The organism is Streptomyces sp. NPDC023481 (assembly GCF_055560195.1).
The window spans coordinates 306,080-321,643 of the sequence record NZ_JBVHJE010000005.1 but is presented as its reverse complement, the minus strand read 5'-3'; the positions used below and the strand labels follow the sequence as shown (position 1 = coordinate 321,643).

Sequence of the window (15,564 nt, the reverse complement as noted above, 5' to 3'; positions counted from 1 at the left end):
CAGTAGGCTGGACACCATGCCGGATCAGATAGCCGACCCCGCCCCCGACCTGCGCGGCGACTGCGCGCGGTGCTTCGGGCTGTGCTGTGTCGCCCTGCCCTTCGCCCGTTCCTCCGACTTCGCGCTGGACAAGCCCGCGGGCAGGCCCTGCCCGAACCTCGCGGGCGAGAACCGCTGCGGTATCCACACCGAGCTGCGGACGAAGGGCTTCACCGGCTGCACGGTCTACGACTGCTTCGGCGCGGGCCAGAAGGTCTCGCAGGTCACCTTCGGCGGCCGGGACTGGCGTACCGCGCCGAAGGAGCAGGCGCGCCGCATGTTCGACGTGTTCCCGGTCGTCCGGCAACTGCACGAACTGCTGTGGTACCTCACCGAGGCGCTCGGTCTGCCCGCCGCCCGGCCCGTCCACCCCGAGCTGCGGCGGGCACTGGAGCAGACCGAGCGGCTCACCCGGGGGACCCCCGAGGAGCTGGCCGCGCTGGACGTGGCCGCCCACCGGCAGGAAGTCAACGTGCTCCTGCTGCGCACCAGCGAACTGGCCCGCGCCGGCGCGGGCGGCGCCCGGGGCAGGGCGAAGAACAAGGGCGGGGGCAAGGACCGGCGGGGCGCGGACCTCATCGGTGCCCGGCTCCGGGGCGCCGACCTGCGCGGGGCGAGCCTGCGCGGCGCCTTCCTGATCGCCGCCGACCTCACCGGCGCCGACCTGCGCGACGCGGACCTGATCGGTGCCGACCTGCGCGACGCGGACCTCACCGACGCGGACCTCACCGGCGCCTTCTTCCTCACCCAGCCCCAGGTCGACGCGGCCCGGGGCAACACGGGCACGCGACTGCCCACCTCGGTCAGCCGCCCGCCGCACTGGACGCCGGCCCGCTGACAGCGGCTCCGGCCGGTCCGGCCCGGGGTGTATGCCGTGGGGCGTCGGCGGCTCCCGTCACGCGGGACTCAGTCGTGCGCCCGGTGTACCGGGCAGCCGGCCGCCGGCAGTGGCTGCGCCGGGGTGTCCGTGGCGTCGGTGCGGGGCGGTCGCTCGGCTTTCCGGGGCTGCGCCGGGGGCTGGGGCCGGCGTTCCAGGCGGAGGCGCAGGCCCTCCGGCATCAGGGTGAGGCGTTCGGAGACGGTGAGCCGGTAGCCGGGGTCGGCGTGCAGCTCGTAGCGGCGCAGCAGCAGGCCGAGGACCAGGGTCGCCTCGTGCAGGGCGAACTGACGGCCGATGCAGGCCCGGGCGCCGGTGCCGAACGGCTTGAAGGTGTGCGGCGGGCGGGACCGTACCGCCGCCGCGGTGAAGCGGTCCGGGTCGAACCGGTCGGCGTCCTCGCCCCACACCGCCGGCTCGCGGTGCAGCATCGGCGTCAGCACCAGCGCCCACGCGCCCCGGCGCATCGGGTGCTCCCCGGCGAGGACCGTGTCCTGCCGGGCCTCGCGGAAGAAGGCGGGCGCGGTCGGCCACAGCCGCAGCGACTCGTCCAGCACCCGGCGGACGTAGCGCAGCTTGGCGATCCGGTCGTAGCCGGGCTGCTCGGCGTCGCCCCACACCTGGTCCACCTCGGCGCGGGCCCGGGCGGCGATCTCGGGGTGCCGGGCGAGGTAGTGCAGGGCGAAGGAGAGGGCGCCCGAGGTGGTCTCGTGGCCCGCCACCAGGAACGTGATCACCTGCTTGCGGACGTTCTCGGCGGACAGCCGCTCCCCGGTCTCCGGGTGCGCGGTCGCCAGCATGCGGTCCAGCAGGTCGCCCTCGCCGCCGCCGGACCGGCACCGGGCGGCGACCAGGGCGTCCACGGTGCGGTCGAGGTACGCCCTGTCGGCCGCGTTGCGCCGGGCGGCGGCCCGCAGCAGCAGCGGGACGAGCGGTCCGGGCACGCTGCTGAGCCGCTGGGCGTAGGTGAGGGTGCCGACCATCGCCGTGACGAACGGGTGCGGGCGGGCCCGCTCGAAGGAACCGAAGTCGTGCCCGAAGCCGGTGCGGGCGATGGTCTCCAGGGTCAGCCGGGTCATGTCGCCGGGCACGTCCACCGTGCGTCCGGCCGCCAGCTCGCGGTCCCAGTGGTCGGTCAGCCGTCCGGCGACCGCGAGCATCATGCCGTGGTAGCCCTCCATGGCCTCCCGGCTGAACCCGGGCGCCAGGACGTCGTGCGCCAGCTGCCAGTTGGGCTCGTGGTTGTAGGCGGTGAACAGGCCGTCGCCGGCGAGCGACCGCAGGCTGGCGACGCCCAGCCCGACGTGCTTGGCGAACCGGGACTCGTCGGCGAGGTCGGCGACCAGCTCCGCGCCCCACACGAACACGAACTCCTTGCCGAAGGCCCGGCGCCGGAATATCGGCCCCAGCTCGCGCGCGAAGCGCATCGAGTCCTGGAGCGGCCGCCTCCGGTCGGCGCCGAGCACATCGCCGAGCAGCGGCAGCCGGCGCGGCGGGTGCGGTATGCGGTGCAGCCCCGGCCAGCCCTGCTCGGCGCTCCGGAAACCCTTCGGCAGCCCGGTTCCGGTGGCCCCCGTCGTCTCCGCCATGACGCGATCTCCCTTGATCCAGCGGATGGTTGGAACAGTGACGCGCGCGTGTTGTACGTGGGTTCAATAGCGCGCCTAAGTGTCGTCCCGTTGTTGAACCGGCGTCAAGTAAAGTGACGCCATGCCCGCGAACCAGGGGGAACGCGCCCGGCGCAGACTCAGCACCGGGGAACGCCGTGAGCAGCTGCTGTCGGTCGGCGCGAAGCTGTTCTCGGAGAGCCCCTACGACGAGGTGTGGATCGAGCAGGTCGCCGAGATCGCCGGTGTCTCGCGCGGGCTGCTGTACCACTACTTCCCGACCAAGCGGGAGTTCTTCGCCGCCGTCGTGGAGCGGGAGAGCGCGCGCATGCTGCGCATGACGGCGGCGGTGCCCGGGGTCCCGGTCCGCGAGCAGCTCACCGCCGGCCTCGACACCTACCTCGGCTACGTCGAGGCCCACGCCAACGGCTTCCGTGCCTTCCACCGCGCCGACGCGGCCGGCGACCAGGCCGTGCGCCGGGTCTACCAGCGGGCCCTGGCCGCCCAGGAGAAGCAGATCCTGGCCGCGCTCGCCGCCGACCCCGAGTTCGGGCCCGTCGTGGAGACCGCCCCCCAGGTGCGCCTCGCGGTGCGCGGCTGGCTCGCCTTCACCACCGCCGTCTGCCTCGAATGGCTGCGCGGGGAGGGCGAGTTCGGCCGGGAGCAGGTGCGGGACCTGTGCGCCCGCGCCCTGCTGGGCGCCCTCGCGCACTCCGGCTGACCCCCGGCACGCCTCCGCGGACTGGTTGGCGTGCACCCCGATCTCCGATAAGTTAGGCGAGGCTTACCTAAGGAGGTCTTCGGATGGGTGACACGCAGGACTGGACGGCCGCCCCCGGCGCGGCGGAACGGGCGCGGTCGGTGCTGGCCGCCGCGTGGTCGTGCGCGGTGACCGCGGACGGCGCGCGCGAGGAGTACGCCGGCGCCCACACCGTCATCGAGGACGGCGCGGTACGGCTGGCGGTCCCCGAGGACAGCGCCCTGTCCGGGGCGGTCCTGTGCGCGCCGCGCCAGGAGCCCGCCGCCCTGCTGGAGTTCGCCGACGTGGCGCCCGTACCCATGCGCCACCGCATCCGCGCCCGGCTCTTCCTCTCCGGCTGGTTCACCCCCTCCGGCGGCGACCTCCTGTTCCACCCCGCCCGCGTGGTGCTGCGCCGGTCCGCCGGGGCCGTGGTGGTCGACCTGGACGAGTTCACCGCCGCCCGCCCCGACCCCCTCGCCGGCGCCGAGGCCCGGCTGCTCACCCACCTCGCCGACGCCCACCCGGACGCCGTCGAGCGGCTCACCCGCCTGGTGCGGCCCGAGAGCCTGCACGCGACGACCCGGGTGGCGCCGCTCGCCGTGGACCGGCACGGACTGACCCTGCGCATCGAACGCACCCGCGCCCACGGCGACGTACGGCTGCCCTTCCACACGCCCGCCGACGACGTCGCCCAGCTCACCGAGCGCATCCACGCCCTGCTGGCGCAGGCCGGTGCCGCCGGCTGCCCCCGCGCGCTACAGCGGCAGCGCGCAGACGGCGACGGGTGAGGCGAACGGCTCGCCCACCGGGCGCAGTTCACCGCGCTCCGTGTCGACACGGAAGACGGTGACCGTGCCGGAGCGCTGGTTCGCCGCGAACAGCAGCCGGCCGTCCGGCGAGAACGCGATCTGCCGCGGGAAGTCCCCGCCCACCGGCACCGTGCCGAGCAGCCGCAGCCGCGCCCCGTCGGCCTCGACGGCGTACCGGGCGAGGCTGTTGTGGCCCCGGTTGGCGAGGAAGGCGTACCGGCCGTTCGCCGTCACCAGGATCTGCGCCGGGTGGTTGGTGCCGCCGTCCGACCCGGTGGACTGCGGCGCGCCCACGCGCAGCCGGCCGGAGCCCGGGTCGTAGGCGCACACGGCGACGGTGTCGTCCACCTCGTTGGCCAGGTACGCGTACCGGCCGCCCGGGTGGAAGGTCAGATGGCGCGGGCCCGCGCCGGGCCGGGTCCCGGCCCGGGCCACCTCGGTGAGTGTGCCCCCGGCCGTATCGAGGCGGTAGGTGTAGACGGTGTCGGTGCCCAGGTCCACGGCGAGCACGTGCCCGCCGTCCGGAGCGGTGACGAACTGGTGGGCGTGCGGGCCCTGTTGGCCGGGGCCCGGCGGCGGAGAGCTGTGCGTGACCAGGTCGGTGCGCTCACCGAGGGCGCCCGAGGCGTCGATCGGGTGCACGGCGACACTGCCCGAACCGTAGTTGGCGCTCAGCAGCCAGCGCCCGCTCGGGTGCACCGACAGATGGCAGGGCCCCGCTCCGCCGGTGCTCCGGGTGCCGAGGACCCGCCGGTCCGCGAGGCGTACGGCCGTCACCCCGCCGTCCTGCCGCTCGTCCACCGCGTACAGCGTCCGGCCGTCCGGGTGCACCGCGAGGTACGACGGGTCGGGGACCCCGGTGAGCGTGCCCGACCCGGTGATCCGCCCCGTCCCCGGGTCGTACGACGCCAGGCCGATGCCGGTGCCGCCGCCGTCGACGGAGGTGTACGTGCCCACGTACAGCGGGCGCGGGCCGGACGGTTCCCGGGGCGGCGGGGCCGTGGCCGGCGCGCTCCGCGTGGCCCCGGCGTCCGCGGGCGGGGCGGCGGGGGACGGCACCGCCACGACGGCCGCCGTGCCGCCCACGGCCCCGACGAACCGGCGCCTGGTCCAGCCGCGCTCGCGCTCCCGCCGGGGCCGGGGGGAACCCCCGTCCGCCGTCCGTGCCTCCGTGTCCATACCGCACCTCAGGTCGTCGGTTCGCCCCGCTGGTGACAGCCACCTTGGCCCCCACCCGCCGGCAAGGGCAAGTCCGGCGGCACACGGCACGCGACGGACCTCGACCGGCCCGGCCGTCTCCCCGCCTCCCGCGCCGGCCCCGCCGACGGCTCCTTCACCGGGTGCGTTCGCCGAAGCCCGCGCGGTTGCGCCACAGCTCCTCGTGCACGCCGAGGCGGTCGCGCAGCCAGGCCAGCCGGGGCAGCTTGGCCCGCTGCCGGCGCGAGACCCCGTCCAGCTCCTCCATCAGGCGCCGGGCGCGGTGCTCGGTGTCCAGCTCCTCGATGATCCGGGTCGCCTCGGTCAGGACCGCCCCGAGCAGCTGCCAGTGCGCCCAGTCCTTGCGGATCTCCTCCTGGAGCAGCTCGGCCAGCCGGTCCCGGGTGCCCGCCGCCGTGCGCAGCTCGGCGCTCAGCCGCTCCTCCGCCGACTCGGCGTTCTCGCTCAGATGGGTGGTCACCAGCACGGCGAAGCTCACGATGGCGTCGGCGATCTCCGACAGCAGCTGCTCCACCGTCGCCCCCACCCGCGGTGGGAACAGCTCCTCGGAGCCGCGGGCCTTGGCCAGGTCCGTGAACGAGCGGGCCAGCACCCGCAGCACCACCGTGCAGATCTCCAGTGTGTCCAGACCGGTGCGCAGCACCACCCGGTGCAGCAGCCCCTCCTTCACCCGGGGATTGAGCCGCAGACTGTCCTCGGCCTGCCGCAGCGAGGCGTCCACCTGGACGATGTCGTGGTCCAGCCGGCGCGCCTCGTGCAGCCGCTCGGCCGCCTGCTGCCAGGGGATGCGGCCCGCGGCCTCCTCCCCCATCCGCAGCATCAGCTGGCGCACCCGCCGCGCCAGGTCCTCGATCGACCGGCCCGCCTCGTCCACCCACACCGGGGGCGGCAGCAGCAGGTTGCAGGCGGTGCCGACGACCGCGCCGATCAGCGTCTCCACGATCCGCGCCCACGCGGTGAACCCGACCGTGGTGACCCCGAGCACCAGCATGGCGCTGATCGCCACCTCGGCCACGTACTCGTCGACGCGGACCAGGTGCCCCACGGCCAGCGCGGCCACGATCAGCAGCGCGAGGCTCCACCAGGTCAGGCCCACCAGCACACTGAACGCGATGGCGACCAGGACCCCGGCGACCACCGCGTTCACCCGGCGGATGCCGTTGGTGAGGGTGGCGTAGAAGGTCACCTGGACGACCAGCAGCGCGGTCAGCGGTGCGGTGAGGGGGGCGGGCTCCGGACTCAGCCGGAGCGCGATCACGTAGGCGATCGTCGCGGCCGTCGCCGACCGCAGGGTCTGGACGACCACCGGCTCCCGGCGGCGTTTCGCCAGCCGCAGCAGTCCCGTGCTCCACTCTCGTACGTCACGCATCCCTTGGCCTGTTCCCGTTCCTCGGGTGCGTCGAACGTGCCTGTTCGCGGACTGTTCCCGACCGTTTCCGACTGTTTCAGGCCGACTGCCTAGGCGTAGAGCTTGTCGAGGAAGGCGTCCAGATTGCTCCTGGTGCGGGCGATCTGCTCGTCCAGGGTCAGGCTCTCCTCGAACCGGGCGCCGGACGCCGGGACCTTCCTGCCGCGCACGTACAGCGAGCACGCGAGGTCCGCGCACATGTAGAGCCCGACCGAGTTGCCCTCCCGGCCGGCCGGGCCCGCCTTGCGCGCGGCCATCAGCGAGACCCCGCCGCCCCGGTGCGTGGTCAGGCAGAGCGAGCACATGCTGCGGTGCAGGAAGCCGTGCTGGGCGGACGGGAAGCGCAGGGTGACACCGACGGGCCGGCCGTCCCGTTCGGTGACCAGATAGCTGCGGTCCGGGGCGCCGGGATCGCGCCACCCGAGGAAGTCCAGATCGTCCCAGGGGCGGTCGCCGAGGTCGCGCGGGACCGCCAGCCGCTTGGCCTCGCCCCTGGAGCAGTTGATGAAGGAGGTGCGGATGTCCTGCTCGGTGAGCGCTTTCATGGGGGAGTCCCTCCGGAACCGGCCGCCGTGCCGGTGAACCTAGGCCCTCTAGGCTGACGGCTATTTTATTTAGCCGATGGATGCAGGGGCCAATGGTTTTTCCTGCGCCACCGCCTACTCCTCGCCCGCCGGTCCCGGTGCCGGTTCCGGAGGCCAGACGCCCGGGGTCAGGACACCCAGGGCGTAGGCGCGGGCCACCAGTTCCGTGCGGTTGGCCGCGTTCCAGCGGGCCGACAGGCGGCGCAGGTGATACGTGACGCCGTCCCTGCTCAGGCCCAGTTCGCGGGCGGCGCGGTCCGTGGTGGCGCCGCCCGCCAGCAGGGCCAGCACCCGCCGCTCCACCTCGGTGGTCCGCACCGGCTCCGGTTCCGGTGCCGCCGCCGGACGCTCGCCCCACACCCGCAGCATCACCAGCAGCGCCGGCGTCTCCTCCACGGTGTCGCTCACCGGATCCGCCGTCAGCTCCCCGTGCCGCTCGGCCCCGCCGGCCGTCCGCCAGCACACCGACACCTGGTAGCGGGAGCGGTGCCGCAGCCGGAGCGCCTCGGCGATCCGCTCCACCTGGGTGGCCTCCTGCGGCCGGAACAGCTCCAGCACCTGCCGGCCGCGCAGCCGCCCCGGGGTCGTACCGCACTCCGCGGCCATCGCCGGGTTCGCCAGCACCACCTGGCCGTACACGTCGCACACCGCCACCGGTACCGCCACCCGGTCGAACAGCATCAGCGCGCGGTTGCGCCACACCACCGCGTCGGCCCGTTCCGCCTCCATGGCACCTCCCGCTCCGCCGGCCGACCGCCATCCAAGAGGAAGCGCAGGTCAGCGGCAAGTCGGCGGAGCGTCCACCGGTGGCGTCCCGTGCCGAGCCCGCCCGCACCCCCCGGTCGGGAGCGCGCAAGTCCCGCCGTCCACTTTCCACTGCACGATCGTGTAGTGCCGTGGCACGGGCCCTGGCCGCCCGTCGACCACCCTGGGAGCAGTAGTCCGCTACCGCGAAAGGCAGTTGTCGCGTCATGCCCCCCACCGCACTGCACTCCGAACCGGCCGCACCCCCGGCCGGTGTCCCGGTCGTCGACATCACGGCCACCGGCCCCGGCCGCACCCCCATCCAGCAGATCATGGAGCTGATGCGGGAGCACGGCCCGGTGCTGGTGCGCCGGCTGCACGGCCGGGACGTGACGTTCGTCGCCGACGCGGACCTGGTCGCCGACCTGGCCGACGAGGAGCGGTTCGCCAAGCACGTCGGGCCCGCCCTGGAGAACGTCCGGGAGTTCGCCGCCGACGGCCTGTTCACCGCGTACAACGACGAGCCCAACTGGGCCAAGGCGCACGACATCCTGATGCCCGCCTTCGCGCTCGGCTCGATGCGCACCTACCACCCCGTGATGCTGAAGGTGGCCCGGCGGCTGATCGACTCCTGGGACCGTGCCGCGCGGGCCGGGCAGCCCGTCGACGTGCCCGACGACATGACCCGCATGACCCTCGACACCATCGGACTGGCCGGCTTCGACTACGACTTCGGCTCCTTCGAACGCGCCGAGCCGCACCCCTTCGTGGAGGCCATGGTCCGCTGCCTGGAGTGGAGCATGACCCGGCTGGCCCGCACCCCCGGCGAGGACCACTCGGCGGCCGACGCGGCCTTCCGGCGGGACGCGGACTACCTGGCCGGGGTCGTGGACGACGTCATCGCCTCCCGCACCGGCACCGACCAGAGCGGCGCCGACGACCTGCTCGGGCTGATGCTGAGCGCCCCGCACCCCGCCGACGGCACCACCCTGGACACGGCCAACATCCGCAACCAGGTCATCACCTTCCTGATCGCCGGCCACGAGACCACCTCGGGCGCGATGTCCTTCGCCCTGTACTACCTCGCCAAGCACCCCGCCGTACTGCGGCTCGTGCAGCGCGAGGCCGACGCGCTGTGGGGCGACACGGCCGACCCGGAGCCGTCGTACGAGGACATCGGCCGGCTCACCTACACCCGCCAGGTCCTCAACGAGGCGCTGCGGCTGTGGCCGACGGCCGCCGCGTTCAGCCGGCACGCCCGCGAGGACACCCTGCTCGGCGGCCGGATCCCGCTGCGCGCCGGCCAGGCCGTCACCGTGATCGCGCCGATGCTGCACCGCCAGCCCGTGTGGGGCGACAACCCCGAGCTGTTCGACCCCGAGCGGTTCGGCCCCGAGGCCGAGGCGGCCCGCCCGGTGCACGCCTTCAAGCCGTTCGGCACCGGTGAACGCGCCTGCATCGGACGGCAGTTCGCGCTGCACGAGGCGACCATGCTGCTCGCCCTGCTGGTCCACCGCTACCGGCTCGGCGACCACGCCGGCTACCGGCTCACCGTGAAGGAGACCCTCACCCTCAAGCCCGAGGGCTTCACCCTCACGCTCACCCCGCGCACCTCCGCCGACCGCGTGCACGCCCCGCTGCCCGGCACCGCCCCCGCCCCGGTGGCGGGCACCCCGGCCCCGGACGCCCTCCCGGCCCGGGTCCGCCCCGGCACCCGCGCCCTGTTCCTGCACGGCAGCAACTACGGCACCTGCCGGGACTTCGCCGCCCAGCTCGCCGACGAGGCCGCCGCCGTGGGCTGCGCCACCGAGGTCGCCGCCCTGGACGCCTACCCGGACGGCCTGCCCACGGACCGGCCCGTAGTCATCACCGCCGCCTCCTACAACGGCCGGCCCACCGACGACGCCGTCGCCTTCACCGCCTGGCTCGACGGCACCCCCGACCTGACCGGCGTGACCTACGCCGTCCTCGGCGTCGGCGACCGCAACTGGGCCGCCACCTACCAGCAGGTCCCCACCCGCGTCGACGCCCGCCTCGCCGAACTCGGCGCCACCCGGCTCACCGACCGCGCCGCCGCCGACGCCTCCGGTGATCTCACGGGCACGGTACGGGAGTTCACGGCCCGGCTGCGCACGGCGCTGCTGACGCAGTACGGCGACCCCGAAGCCGTGGACGCCGTGGACGGCGCACCGGCCGAGCCCGGCCACGCCTACGCGGTGCGCACCCTGACCGGCGGCCCGCTGGATGCCCTCGCCGAACGGCACGGCCTGGTCCCGATGACGGTCACCGAGGCCCGCGACCTCACGGCGCCGGGCCACCCGCGCACCAAGCGGTTCCTGCGCGTCGCTCTGCCCGAGGGCGTCACCTACCGCACCGCCGACCACCTGACCGTGCTGCCCGCCAACGCCCCCGGGCTGGTGGACCGGGCCGTCGCCGCGTTCGGCCTGGACGCCGACGCCGTCCTCGACATCCGGGCCAACCGCCCGCGGCGCGACGGGCTCGCCGTCGACCGGCCCCTGACGGTACGGCAACTGCTCGCACACCACGTGGAGTTGCAGGAGCGGCCGACCGGCCGGCAGCGGGCCCTGCTCGCCGAGGCCAACCCCTGCCCGCCCGAACGTGCCGCCCTCGCCGCCCTCACCGAGGACGACCCGCGCACCCTGCTGGAACTGGCCGAGGACCACCCCGCCCTGCGCGGCGCGCTCGGCTGGCCGGCCCTGCTCGACCTGCTGACCCCGCTGCGCCCCCGCCACTACTCCATCTCCTCGGCGCCGGCGTCCGACCCGCGCCACGCCGACCTCATGGTGTCCGTGCTCGACGCACCGGCCCGGTCGGGCAGGGGCCGCTACCGGGGCACCGGCTCCGGCCACCTCGCCTCGCTGCGGCCCGGCGACACCGTGTACGCCCGCGTCCAGCCCTGCCGCGAGGCGTTCCGGATCGACCACTCGGCGCCGGTCGTGCTGGTCGCCGCGGGCACCGGCCTCGCCCCGTTCCGGGGCGCCGTCGCCGACCGCCTGACCGCACACCGCGCGGGCACCCCGCTGCCGCCCGCGCTGCTGTACTTCGGCTGCGACGCCCCCGACGCCGACTACCTGCACGCCGAGGAGCTGCGCGCCGCCCAGCGGGCCGGCGCGGTGTCGCTGCGCCCCGCCTTCAGCGCCGCGCCCGAGAACGGGGTCGCCTTCGTCCAGCACCGGATCGCCGCCGAGGCCGACGAGGTGTGGCGGCTGCTGACCGCCGGGGCCCGGGTGTACGTCTGCGGCGACGGCGCCCGCATGGCCCCCGGCGTCCGCGAGGCCTTCCGTACCCTGTACCGGGAGCGCACGCCCGGCGCCGACGGGGCCGCCGCCGAGACATGGCTGAACGAGCTGGTCGCGGACGGGCGTTACGTGGAGGACGTGTACGCGGCGGGCTGAGCCGCCGGGGAGGGGGCGCGGTGGGGACTGCGAGGAACGGGCCCGACGGGTCCTGGCCGCGGCGGGCATCCCGCCCCGCCCGGCCCCTCGACGGCGGCTCCCGCACCACCGTCGGGGAGCCGCGGCTCACCGGCGGTGACCGCCACGTGCCGAAGACCGCGCCGACCCTTCCGGCCCCGCGCTGCGTCCCGGCTGCTGCGCGAGGCGGCACCGCGCCGATCACGCCGGTCGGCGCGGTGCCCCGGGCGGTCTCGCCCGCGCCTTAGCTCATAGCGTGAACTAAGGGTTGGCGGAATCTCGCGTCCCGGCTGCCCGAAGGGGTATGTTGCAGGTCGGGCACGGTTCGTGAAGGGAGCCACATGGCGGCGCGCAACGGACGCACGGTACGCGACCTCAGGCGGGGCAACCGGACGGCGGTGCTCCAGAGGCTCTACTTCGACGGCCCGCTCAGCCGGTTCGAGCTGGGGCCGGCCACCGGACTCAGCTCCGGCTCGGTCAGCAACGTGGTCGCTGACCTGGTCGCCGACGGACTGGTGGAGGAGGCCGGCAGCGTCGACTCCGACGGCGGCCGGCCCCGCACCCTGCTGCGGGTCGCCCCGCACAGCGGACAGATGATCGGCGTCGACGTCGGCGAGACCCGCGTCCGGGTCGAGCTGTTCGACCTGGCCCTCACCGAACTGGCCCGCGCGGAACGCCCGTTGGCCTCGCAGGGCTACGACGTCGACGTCATCGCCGGCCACATCCGCGACGGCGTCGCCGAGGTGCTCACCGCCGAACAGGCCGTCCCCGAGCGGCTGCTCGGCGTCGGCGTCGGCGTCCCCGGCATCGTGGAGCACACCCCCGACCGGGGTGCCGTCGTACACGGGCAGACCATCGGCTGGGACGCGGTCCCGCTGGAGCGGTTGCTGCGCTCGGCGTCCGGACTGCCCGACGGGGTGCCGTACTTCATCGACAACGGCGCCAAGACCCTCGGCCAGGCCGAGATGTGGTTCGGCGCCGGACGCGGTGCCCGCAACGCCGTGGTCGTGCTGTTCGGCTCCGGTGTCGGCGCGTGCCTGGTGACGCCCGAGGTGGCGCACGGGCGGGCCGTGGAGTGGGGGCACCTGACGGTACGGGTGCGCGGGCGCCGCTGCCGCTGCGGCGCGCCCGGCTGCCTGGAGGCCTACGCGGGCGCCGAGTCGCTGCTCGCCCGCTGGCGCGAGGAGGGCGGCCGGCCGCCCGCGGACACCGACGAGGAGACCGCGCTCACCGCGATGCTGGCCGCCGCCTACCCGGCCGAGGGCGGCGCACCCGACCCGGTCGCCCTGGCCGTCCTGGAGGAGACCGCGGAGTACCTGGGGGCGGGCCTGTCCGATCTGATCAACCTCTTCCAGCCCGAGCGGATCCTGATCGGCGGCTGGGCCGGTCTCCAGCTCGGTACGCGCTTCCTGCCCGCCGTACGCCGGCACGCGGCGACGTACGCCCTGCGGCACCCGGCCGACCAGGTGACCATCGAACTGGGCCGGCTCGGCCCGGACGCGGTCACCGTCGGCGCCGCGATCCTGCCCCTGGCCGAGTTCTTCGCCGCCGGCGGCCGCCGCCCCGAACGCACCCGGGAGGAGCGGCTGCCGGCCTGGCGCACCGCCCTCCAGGACCGCACGCCCCACTGACGGCCGCCGGACCTCAGGCCGACGGCTCCTGCGGGGCCGGGTGCTCCGGGTGGACCGTGCCCGTGCGCTCGGCACCCCGCGGGCCGGTGCCGGCCTCGTCGGTGTCCGGGACGTCGGCGTTCTCGTCCGGCTCGGTGTCCCGCTTGCGGCCCGGGGCGACGTCCCAGGGATCCTCGCTGGGCCGTGCCTGCTGGTCGGGCATGTCCCGGGGCACCGGCCGCTGCTCGGCGTCGGGCCGGGGCTGCTGTTCCGTCATGGTGTTCTCCGCTCCTCCGTCATCTCGGACGGTCACAAGGGGTTTCGGGTCATCTCGGGTGGTCTCGGGTGGTCTCGGGTGGTGCCGGGGGGCCCGGGTCGGTCCCGGGCGGGTCCGGGACGGGCCGGTTCAGCCGGCCTTCCGTCCCCGCATCGGCTCGGTCTCCATTCCGCCGCCCTTCTGCAGGCCGTCCAGGAACTCCTGGAGCACCTCGGTCGCGGTGTGCCGGGGCTCCCACCCCAGCTCGGCGCGCGCCCGGGTGCAGTCCATCAGCGGCAGCCGCAGCACGGCGTCGAACAGGTGCGGGGACGCGGGCAGCAGGCGCAGCCCCCAGGCCGCGGCGATCGCCGACCGGGCCGCCGTACGCGGCAGCCGCACCGGCCGGGAACCCAGCAGCTCGGCGAGGACGGCGGCGTCCAGCGGGGGATCGGCGGCCAGGTTGAAGGCGCCCCGGGCACTGTCCGACCGCACCGCGAGCCGGTAGGCCTCGGCGGCGTCGTCCGTGTGCAGCGCCTGCACCCGCAGCCCCGGAATGTCCGGCAGGACCGGCAGCAGCTCCGGCCGGGCCAGCGGACCGGGCAGGAACCGCCCGCCGAAGATCCGCCGCTGCTCGCTCGCCGACTCCCACTTGAACAGGAACGCCGGGCGCATCCGGACCACCCGCACCTCGGGGTGGTCGCGCTCGAACACGTCCAGCGTGCGCTCCAGGTAGGCCTTCTCGCGGCAGTACGCGGCGTCCGGCCAGCCGTGCGTGGGCCAGGACTCGTCCACCGGACGGTGCTTGGGCCCCGGCGAGTACGCCCCGACGGAGGAGGCGTGCACCAGTACCGGCACCCGGGCGGCGGCGACCGCCTCGAACACCCGCAGCGAGCCGAGCACGTTGGTCCGCCAGGTGACGACCGGATCGTGCGTCGGCTGGAACGCCCAGGCCAGATGGATCACGGCGTCGGCGCCCTCGAACCGCTCGGCGAGGTTCGCCTCGTCCGAGGCCAGGTCGACGGCGGACCACTCGGTCTTCGGCGGCGACCACTCGGGCGTCCGCCGGGCCAGCCCCCGCACCGACCTGATGCCGGGATCCTCCGAGAGCAGACGCACCACACTCGTCCCGACATTGCCGGTGGCGCCTGTCACGACGACCCTGCTGCCCGTTGAGCTGCTCACCTTCGGCTCCTTACGTCGGCACGGCGGAGGCTGCGACCTGCGGCCGGGTACCCGGGCGCAGGGCCCGCACACGCGGCGCAGCGGCGACGGCGACGACGGGAGCGACGTGGCCGGCCGCGGCGGGGAAAGCCCCGGCCGGCGTGAACGGGGCAGCGGAAAGCCCCGGGCGTGACGGGGGAATCACGACCGGGGCGGTCGGGGTGTGGGCGCGGAGGGCGGTCGCCTCTCGGCGAAACGCTCCACAGGGCTTCAGCCGGACGATCGTCCCTGTGGGCAGAAGGTGAGGCCCGGGGACACTGTCCCCTCCGCACCCACGGTTGGTTCAACAGACAACCACCCCCGGGAGTTCCCCGCCCGCCCGTGACCTGCGTCACCGCGGGCGCCGCTCAGCCCAGCGGACTCCCGGCCAGGCGCGCCAGCAGGTCGGCGGGGTCCGCGTAGATGTCCTGCGCGCCCGCCTCCTCCAGGTCGGCCCGGGGGATCCCGCCGCACAGCACCCCCACGCAGCGCACCCCGGCCTTGCTGCCCGCCCGCATGTCCCACACGGTGTCCCCGACGAACACCGCCCGCGAGGCCGGCACCCCGGCCAGCTCCAGCGCGTGTTCCACGGGTTCCGGGGCCGGTTTGCCCTGCTGTACGTCATCCGAGCTCGCCATGTCGGTGATGGCGTCGTCCGCGTCGATCGCCCGGAGCAGCGCGCCCAGCTCGGCGCCGCTCGCCGAGGTGGCGAGGACCACCGTCCAGCCGTCCGCGTGCAGCCGCCGCAGCAGCTCCCCGGCGCCCGGCAGGGCGGGGAGCCGGTCGAAGTACTGGCCGTACAGCGCGGTGTGCGCGGCGCTCAGGTCGGCGTCCTGGTCGCGGTCCCGGTCGTCGCCGAGCAGATGGGCGATCAGGTCCGTGGAGCCGAGGCCCACGGCCCGGTGCACGGCGTGCATGGGCACGTCGTGACCGGCCTGCCGGAACGCCTCCCACCAGGTCACGACGTGCAGGTGATTGGTGTCGACGAGCGTTCCGTCGACGTCGAAGACGGCGGCGCGGTCCATCCGGGGTCCTT

The 15,564-nt window shown here is 75.0% G+C and carries 13 protein-coding genes; 5 read left to right on the top strand and 8 right to left on the bottom strand.

Features of this window, described 5'->3' with window-relative positions; all coding sequences use genetic code 11:
- Positions 1-16: 16 nt before the first annotated feature.
- On the top strand, positions 17-877 hold the full coding sequence (locus ACZ3ZD_RS13615; RefSeq protein ID WP_467396265.1) for a pentapeptide repeat-containing protein: 861 nt from the start codon (positions 17-19) through the stop codon (positions 875-877).
- Positions 878-945: 68 nt separating this feature from the next.
- On the opposite strand, the gene ACZ3ZD_RS13610 is transcribed toward ACZ3ZD_RS13615, so the two are convergent.
- Positions 946-2,505: a cytochrome P450 gene (locus ACZ3ZD_RS13610; protein WP_467396263.1), complete on the bottom strand. Its 1,560-nt coding sequence runs from the start codon at positions 2,503-2,505 to the stop codon at positions 946-948.
- Positions 2,506-2,626: 121 nt separating this feature from the next.
- Here ACZ3ZD_RS13610 and ACZ3ZD_RS13605 point away from each other — a divergent pair, with 121 nt between their 5' ends.
- Positions 2,627-3,244, top strand: a complete 618-nt coding sequence (locus ACZ3ZD_RS13605; protein ID WP_467396261.1) for a TetR/AcrR family transcriptional regulator — start codon at positions 2,627-2,629, stop codon at positions 3,242-3,244.
- Between the two features lie 83 nt (positions 3,245-3,327).
- Positions 3,328-4,053: a DUF2470 domain-containing protein gene (locus ACZ3ZD_RS13600; RefSeq protein ID WP_467396259.1), complete on the top strand. Its 726-nt coding sequence runs from the start codon at positions 3,328-3,330 to the stop codon at positions 4,051-4,053.
- Here the strand turns inward: ACZ3ZD_RS13600 and ACZ3ZD_RS13595 are convergent.
- The 4 genes from ACZ3ZD_RS13595 to ACZ3ZD_RS13580 all read right to left on the bottom strand — a co-directional run bounded on the left by ACZ3ZD_RS13595 (position 4,021) and on the right by ACZ3ZD_RS13580 (position 8,013).
- Positions 4,021-5,160, bottom strand: a complete 1,140-nt coding sequence (locus ACZ3ZD_RS13595; RefSeq protein WP_467396518.1) for a lactonase family protein — start codon at positions 5,158-5,160, stop codon at positions 4,021-4,023. The two genes, ACZ3ZD_RS13600 and ACZ3ZD_RS13595, sit on opposite strands and share 33 nt — an antisense overlap.
- A 247-nt stretch (positions 5,161-5,407) precedes the next feature.
- Positions 5,408-6,661, bottom strand: coding sequence for an FUSC family protein (locus ACZ3ZD_RS13590; RefSeq protein WP_467396257.1), 1,254 nt, complete (start codon positions 6,659-6,661; stop codon positions 5,408-5,410).
- Positions 6,662-6,750: 89 nt separating this feature from the next.
- Positions 6,751-7,245, bottom strand: coding sequence for an FBP domain-containing protein (locus ACZ3ZD_RS13585; protein ID WP_467396255.1), 495 nt, complete (start codon positions 7,243-7,245; stop codon positions 6,751-6,753).
- A gap of 114 nt (positions 7,246-7,359) precedes the next feature.
- Positions 7,360-8,013 (bottom strand): PAS domain S-box protein, encoded by a 654-nt coding sequence (locus tag ACZ3ZD_RS13580; RefSeq protein ID WP_467396253.1) that lies wholly within the window; start codon positions 8,011-8,013, stop codon positions 7,360-7,362.
- 242 nt (positions 8,014-8,255) lie between these two features.
- On the opposite strand from ACZ3ZD_RS13580, the gene ACZ3ZD_RS13575 reads away from it, so the two are divergent.
- The gene (locus ACZ3ZD_RS13575) at positions 8,256-11,444 is read left to right on the top strand and encodes a bifunctional cytochrome P450/NADPH--P450 reductase (RefSeq protein WP_467396251.1); all 3,189 of its coding nucleotides are present in this window, start codon (positions 8,256-8,258) and stop codon (positions 11,442-11,444) included.
- Between the two features lie 359 nt (positions 11,445-11,803).
- On the top strand, positions 11,804-13,093 hold the full coding sequence (locus ACZ3ZD_RS13570) for an ROK family protein (protein WP_467396250.1): 1,290 nt from the start codon (positions 11,804-11,806) through the stop codon (positions 13,091-13,093).
- Positions 13,094-13,106: 13 nt separating this feature from the next.
- Here the strand turns inward: ACZ3ZD_RS13570 and ACZ3ZD_RS13565 are convergent, their stop codons facing one another.
- The 3 genes from ACZ3ZD_RS13565 to ACZ3ZD_RS13555 all read right to left on the bottom strand — a co-directional run bounded on the left by ACZ3ZD_RS13565 (position 13,107) and on the right by ACZ3ZD_RS13555 (position 15,553).
- Positions 13,107-13,349, bottom strand: coding sequence for a hypothetical protein (locus tag ACZ3ZD_RS13565; RefSeq protein ID WP_467396248.1), 243 nt, complete (start codon positions 13,347-13,349; stop codon positions 13,107-13,109).
- A 129-nt stretch (positions 13,350-13,478) separates the two neighbouring features.
- Positions 13,479-14,510: an SDR family oxidoreductase gene (locus ACZ3ZD_RS13560; RefSeq protein WP_467396246.1), complete on the bottom strand. Its 1,032-nt coding sequence runs from the start codon at positions 14,508-14,510 to the stop codon at positions 13,479-13,481.
- Positions 14,511-14,896: 386 nt separating this feature from the next.
- Positions 14,897-15,553 (bottom strand): HAD family hydrolase, encoded by a 657-nt coding sequence (locus ACZ3ZD_RS13555; protein WP_467396244.1) that lies wholly within the window; start codon positions 15,551-15,553, stop codon positions 14,897-14,899.
- Between the last annotated feature and the right edge of the window lie 11 nt (positions 15,554-15,564).

What these genes read in the sequence shown, in the direction of transcription:
- ACZ3ZD_RS13600 (WP_467396259.1), top strand. Translation starts at nt 3,328, where the DNA reads ATGGGTGACACGCAGGACTGGACGGCCGCCCCCGGCGCGGCGGAACGG.
- ACZ3ZD_RS13565 (WP_467396248.1), bottom strand. Translation starts at nt 13,349, where the DNA reads ATGACGGAACAGCAGCCCCGGCCCGACGCCGAGCAGCGGCCGGTGCCC.
- ACZ3ZD_RS13610 (WP_467396263.1), bottom strand. Translation starts at nt 2,505, where the DNA reads ATGGCGGAGACGACGGGGGCCACCGGAACCGGGCTGCCGAAGGGTTTC.
- ACZ3ZD_RS13585 (WP_467396255.1), bottom strand. Translation starts at nt 7,245, where the DNA reads ATGAAAGCGCTCACCGAGCAGGACATCCGCACCTCCTTCATCAACTGC.
- ACZ3ZD_RS13590 (WP_467396257.1), bottom strand. Translation starts at nt 6,661, where the DNA reads ATGCGTGACGTACGAGAGTGGAGCACGGGACTGCTGCGGCTGGCGAAA.
- ACZ3ZD_RS13580 (WP_467396253.1), bottom strand. Translation starts at nt 8,013, where the DNA reads ATGGAGGCGGAACGGGCCGACGCGGTGGTGTGGCGCAACCGCGCGCTG.
- ACZ3ZD_RS13570 (WP_467396250.1), top strand. Translation starts at nt 11,804, where the DNA reads ATGGCGGCGCGCAACGGACGCACGGTACGCGACCTCAGGCGGGGCAAC.
- ACZ3ZD_RS13615 (WP_467396265.1), top strand. Translation starts at nt 17, where the DNA reads ATGCCGGATCAGATAGCCGACCCCGCCCCCGACCTGCGCGGCGACTGC.
- ACZ3ZD_RS13605 (WP_467396261.1), top strand. Translation starts at nt 2,627, where the DNA reads ATGCCCGCGAACCAGGGGGAACGCGCCCGGCGCAGACTCAGCACCGGG.
- ACZ3ZD_RS13575 (WP_467396251.1), top strand. Translation starts at nt 8,256, where the DNA reads ATGCCCCCCACCGCACTGCACTCCGAACCGGCCGCACCCCCGGCCGGT.
- ACZ3ZD_RS13555 (WP_467396244.1), bottom strand. Translation starts at nt 15,553, where the DNA reads ATGGACCGCGCCGCCGTCTTCGACGTCGACGGAACGCTCGTCGACACC.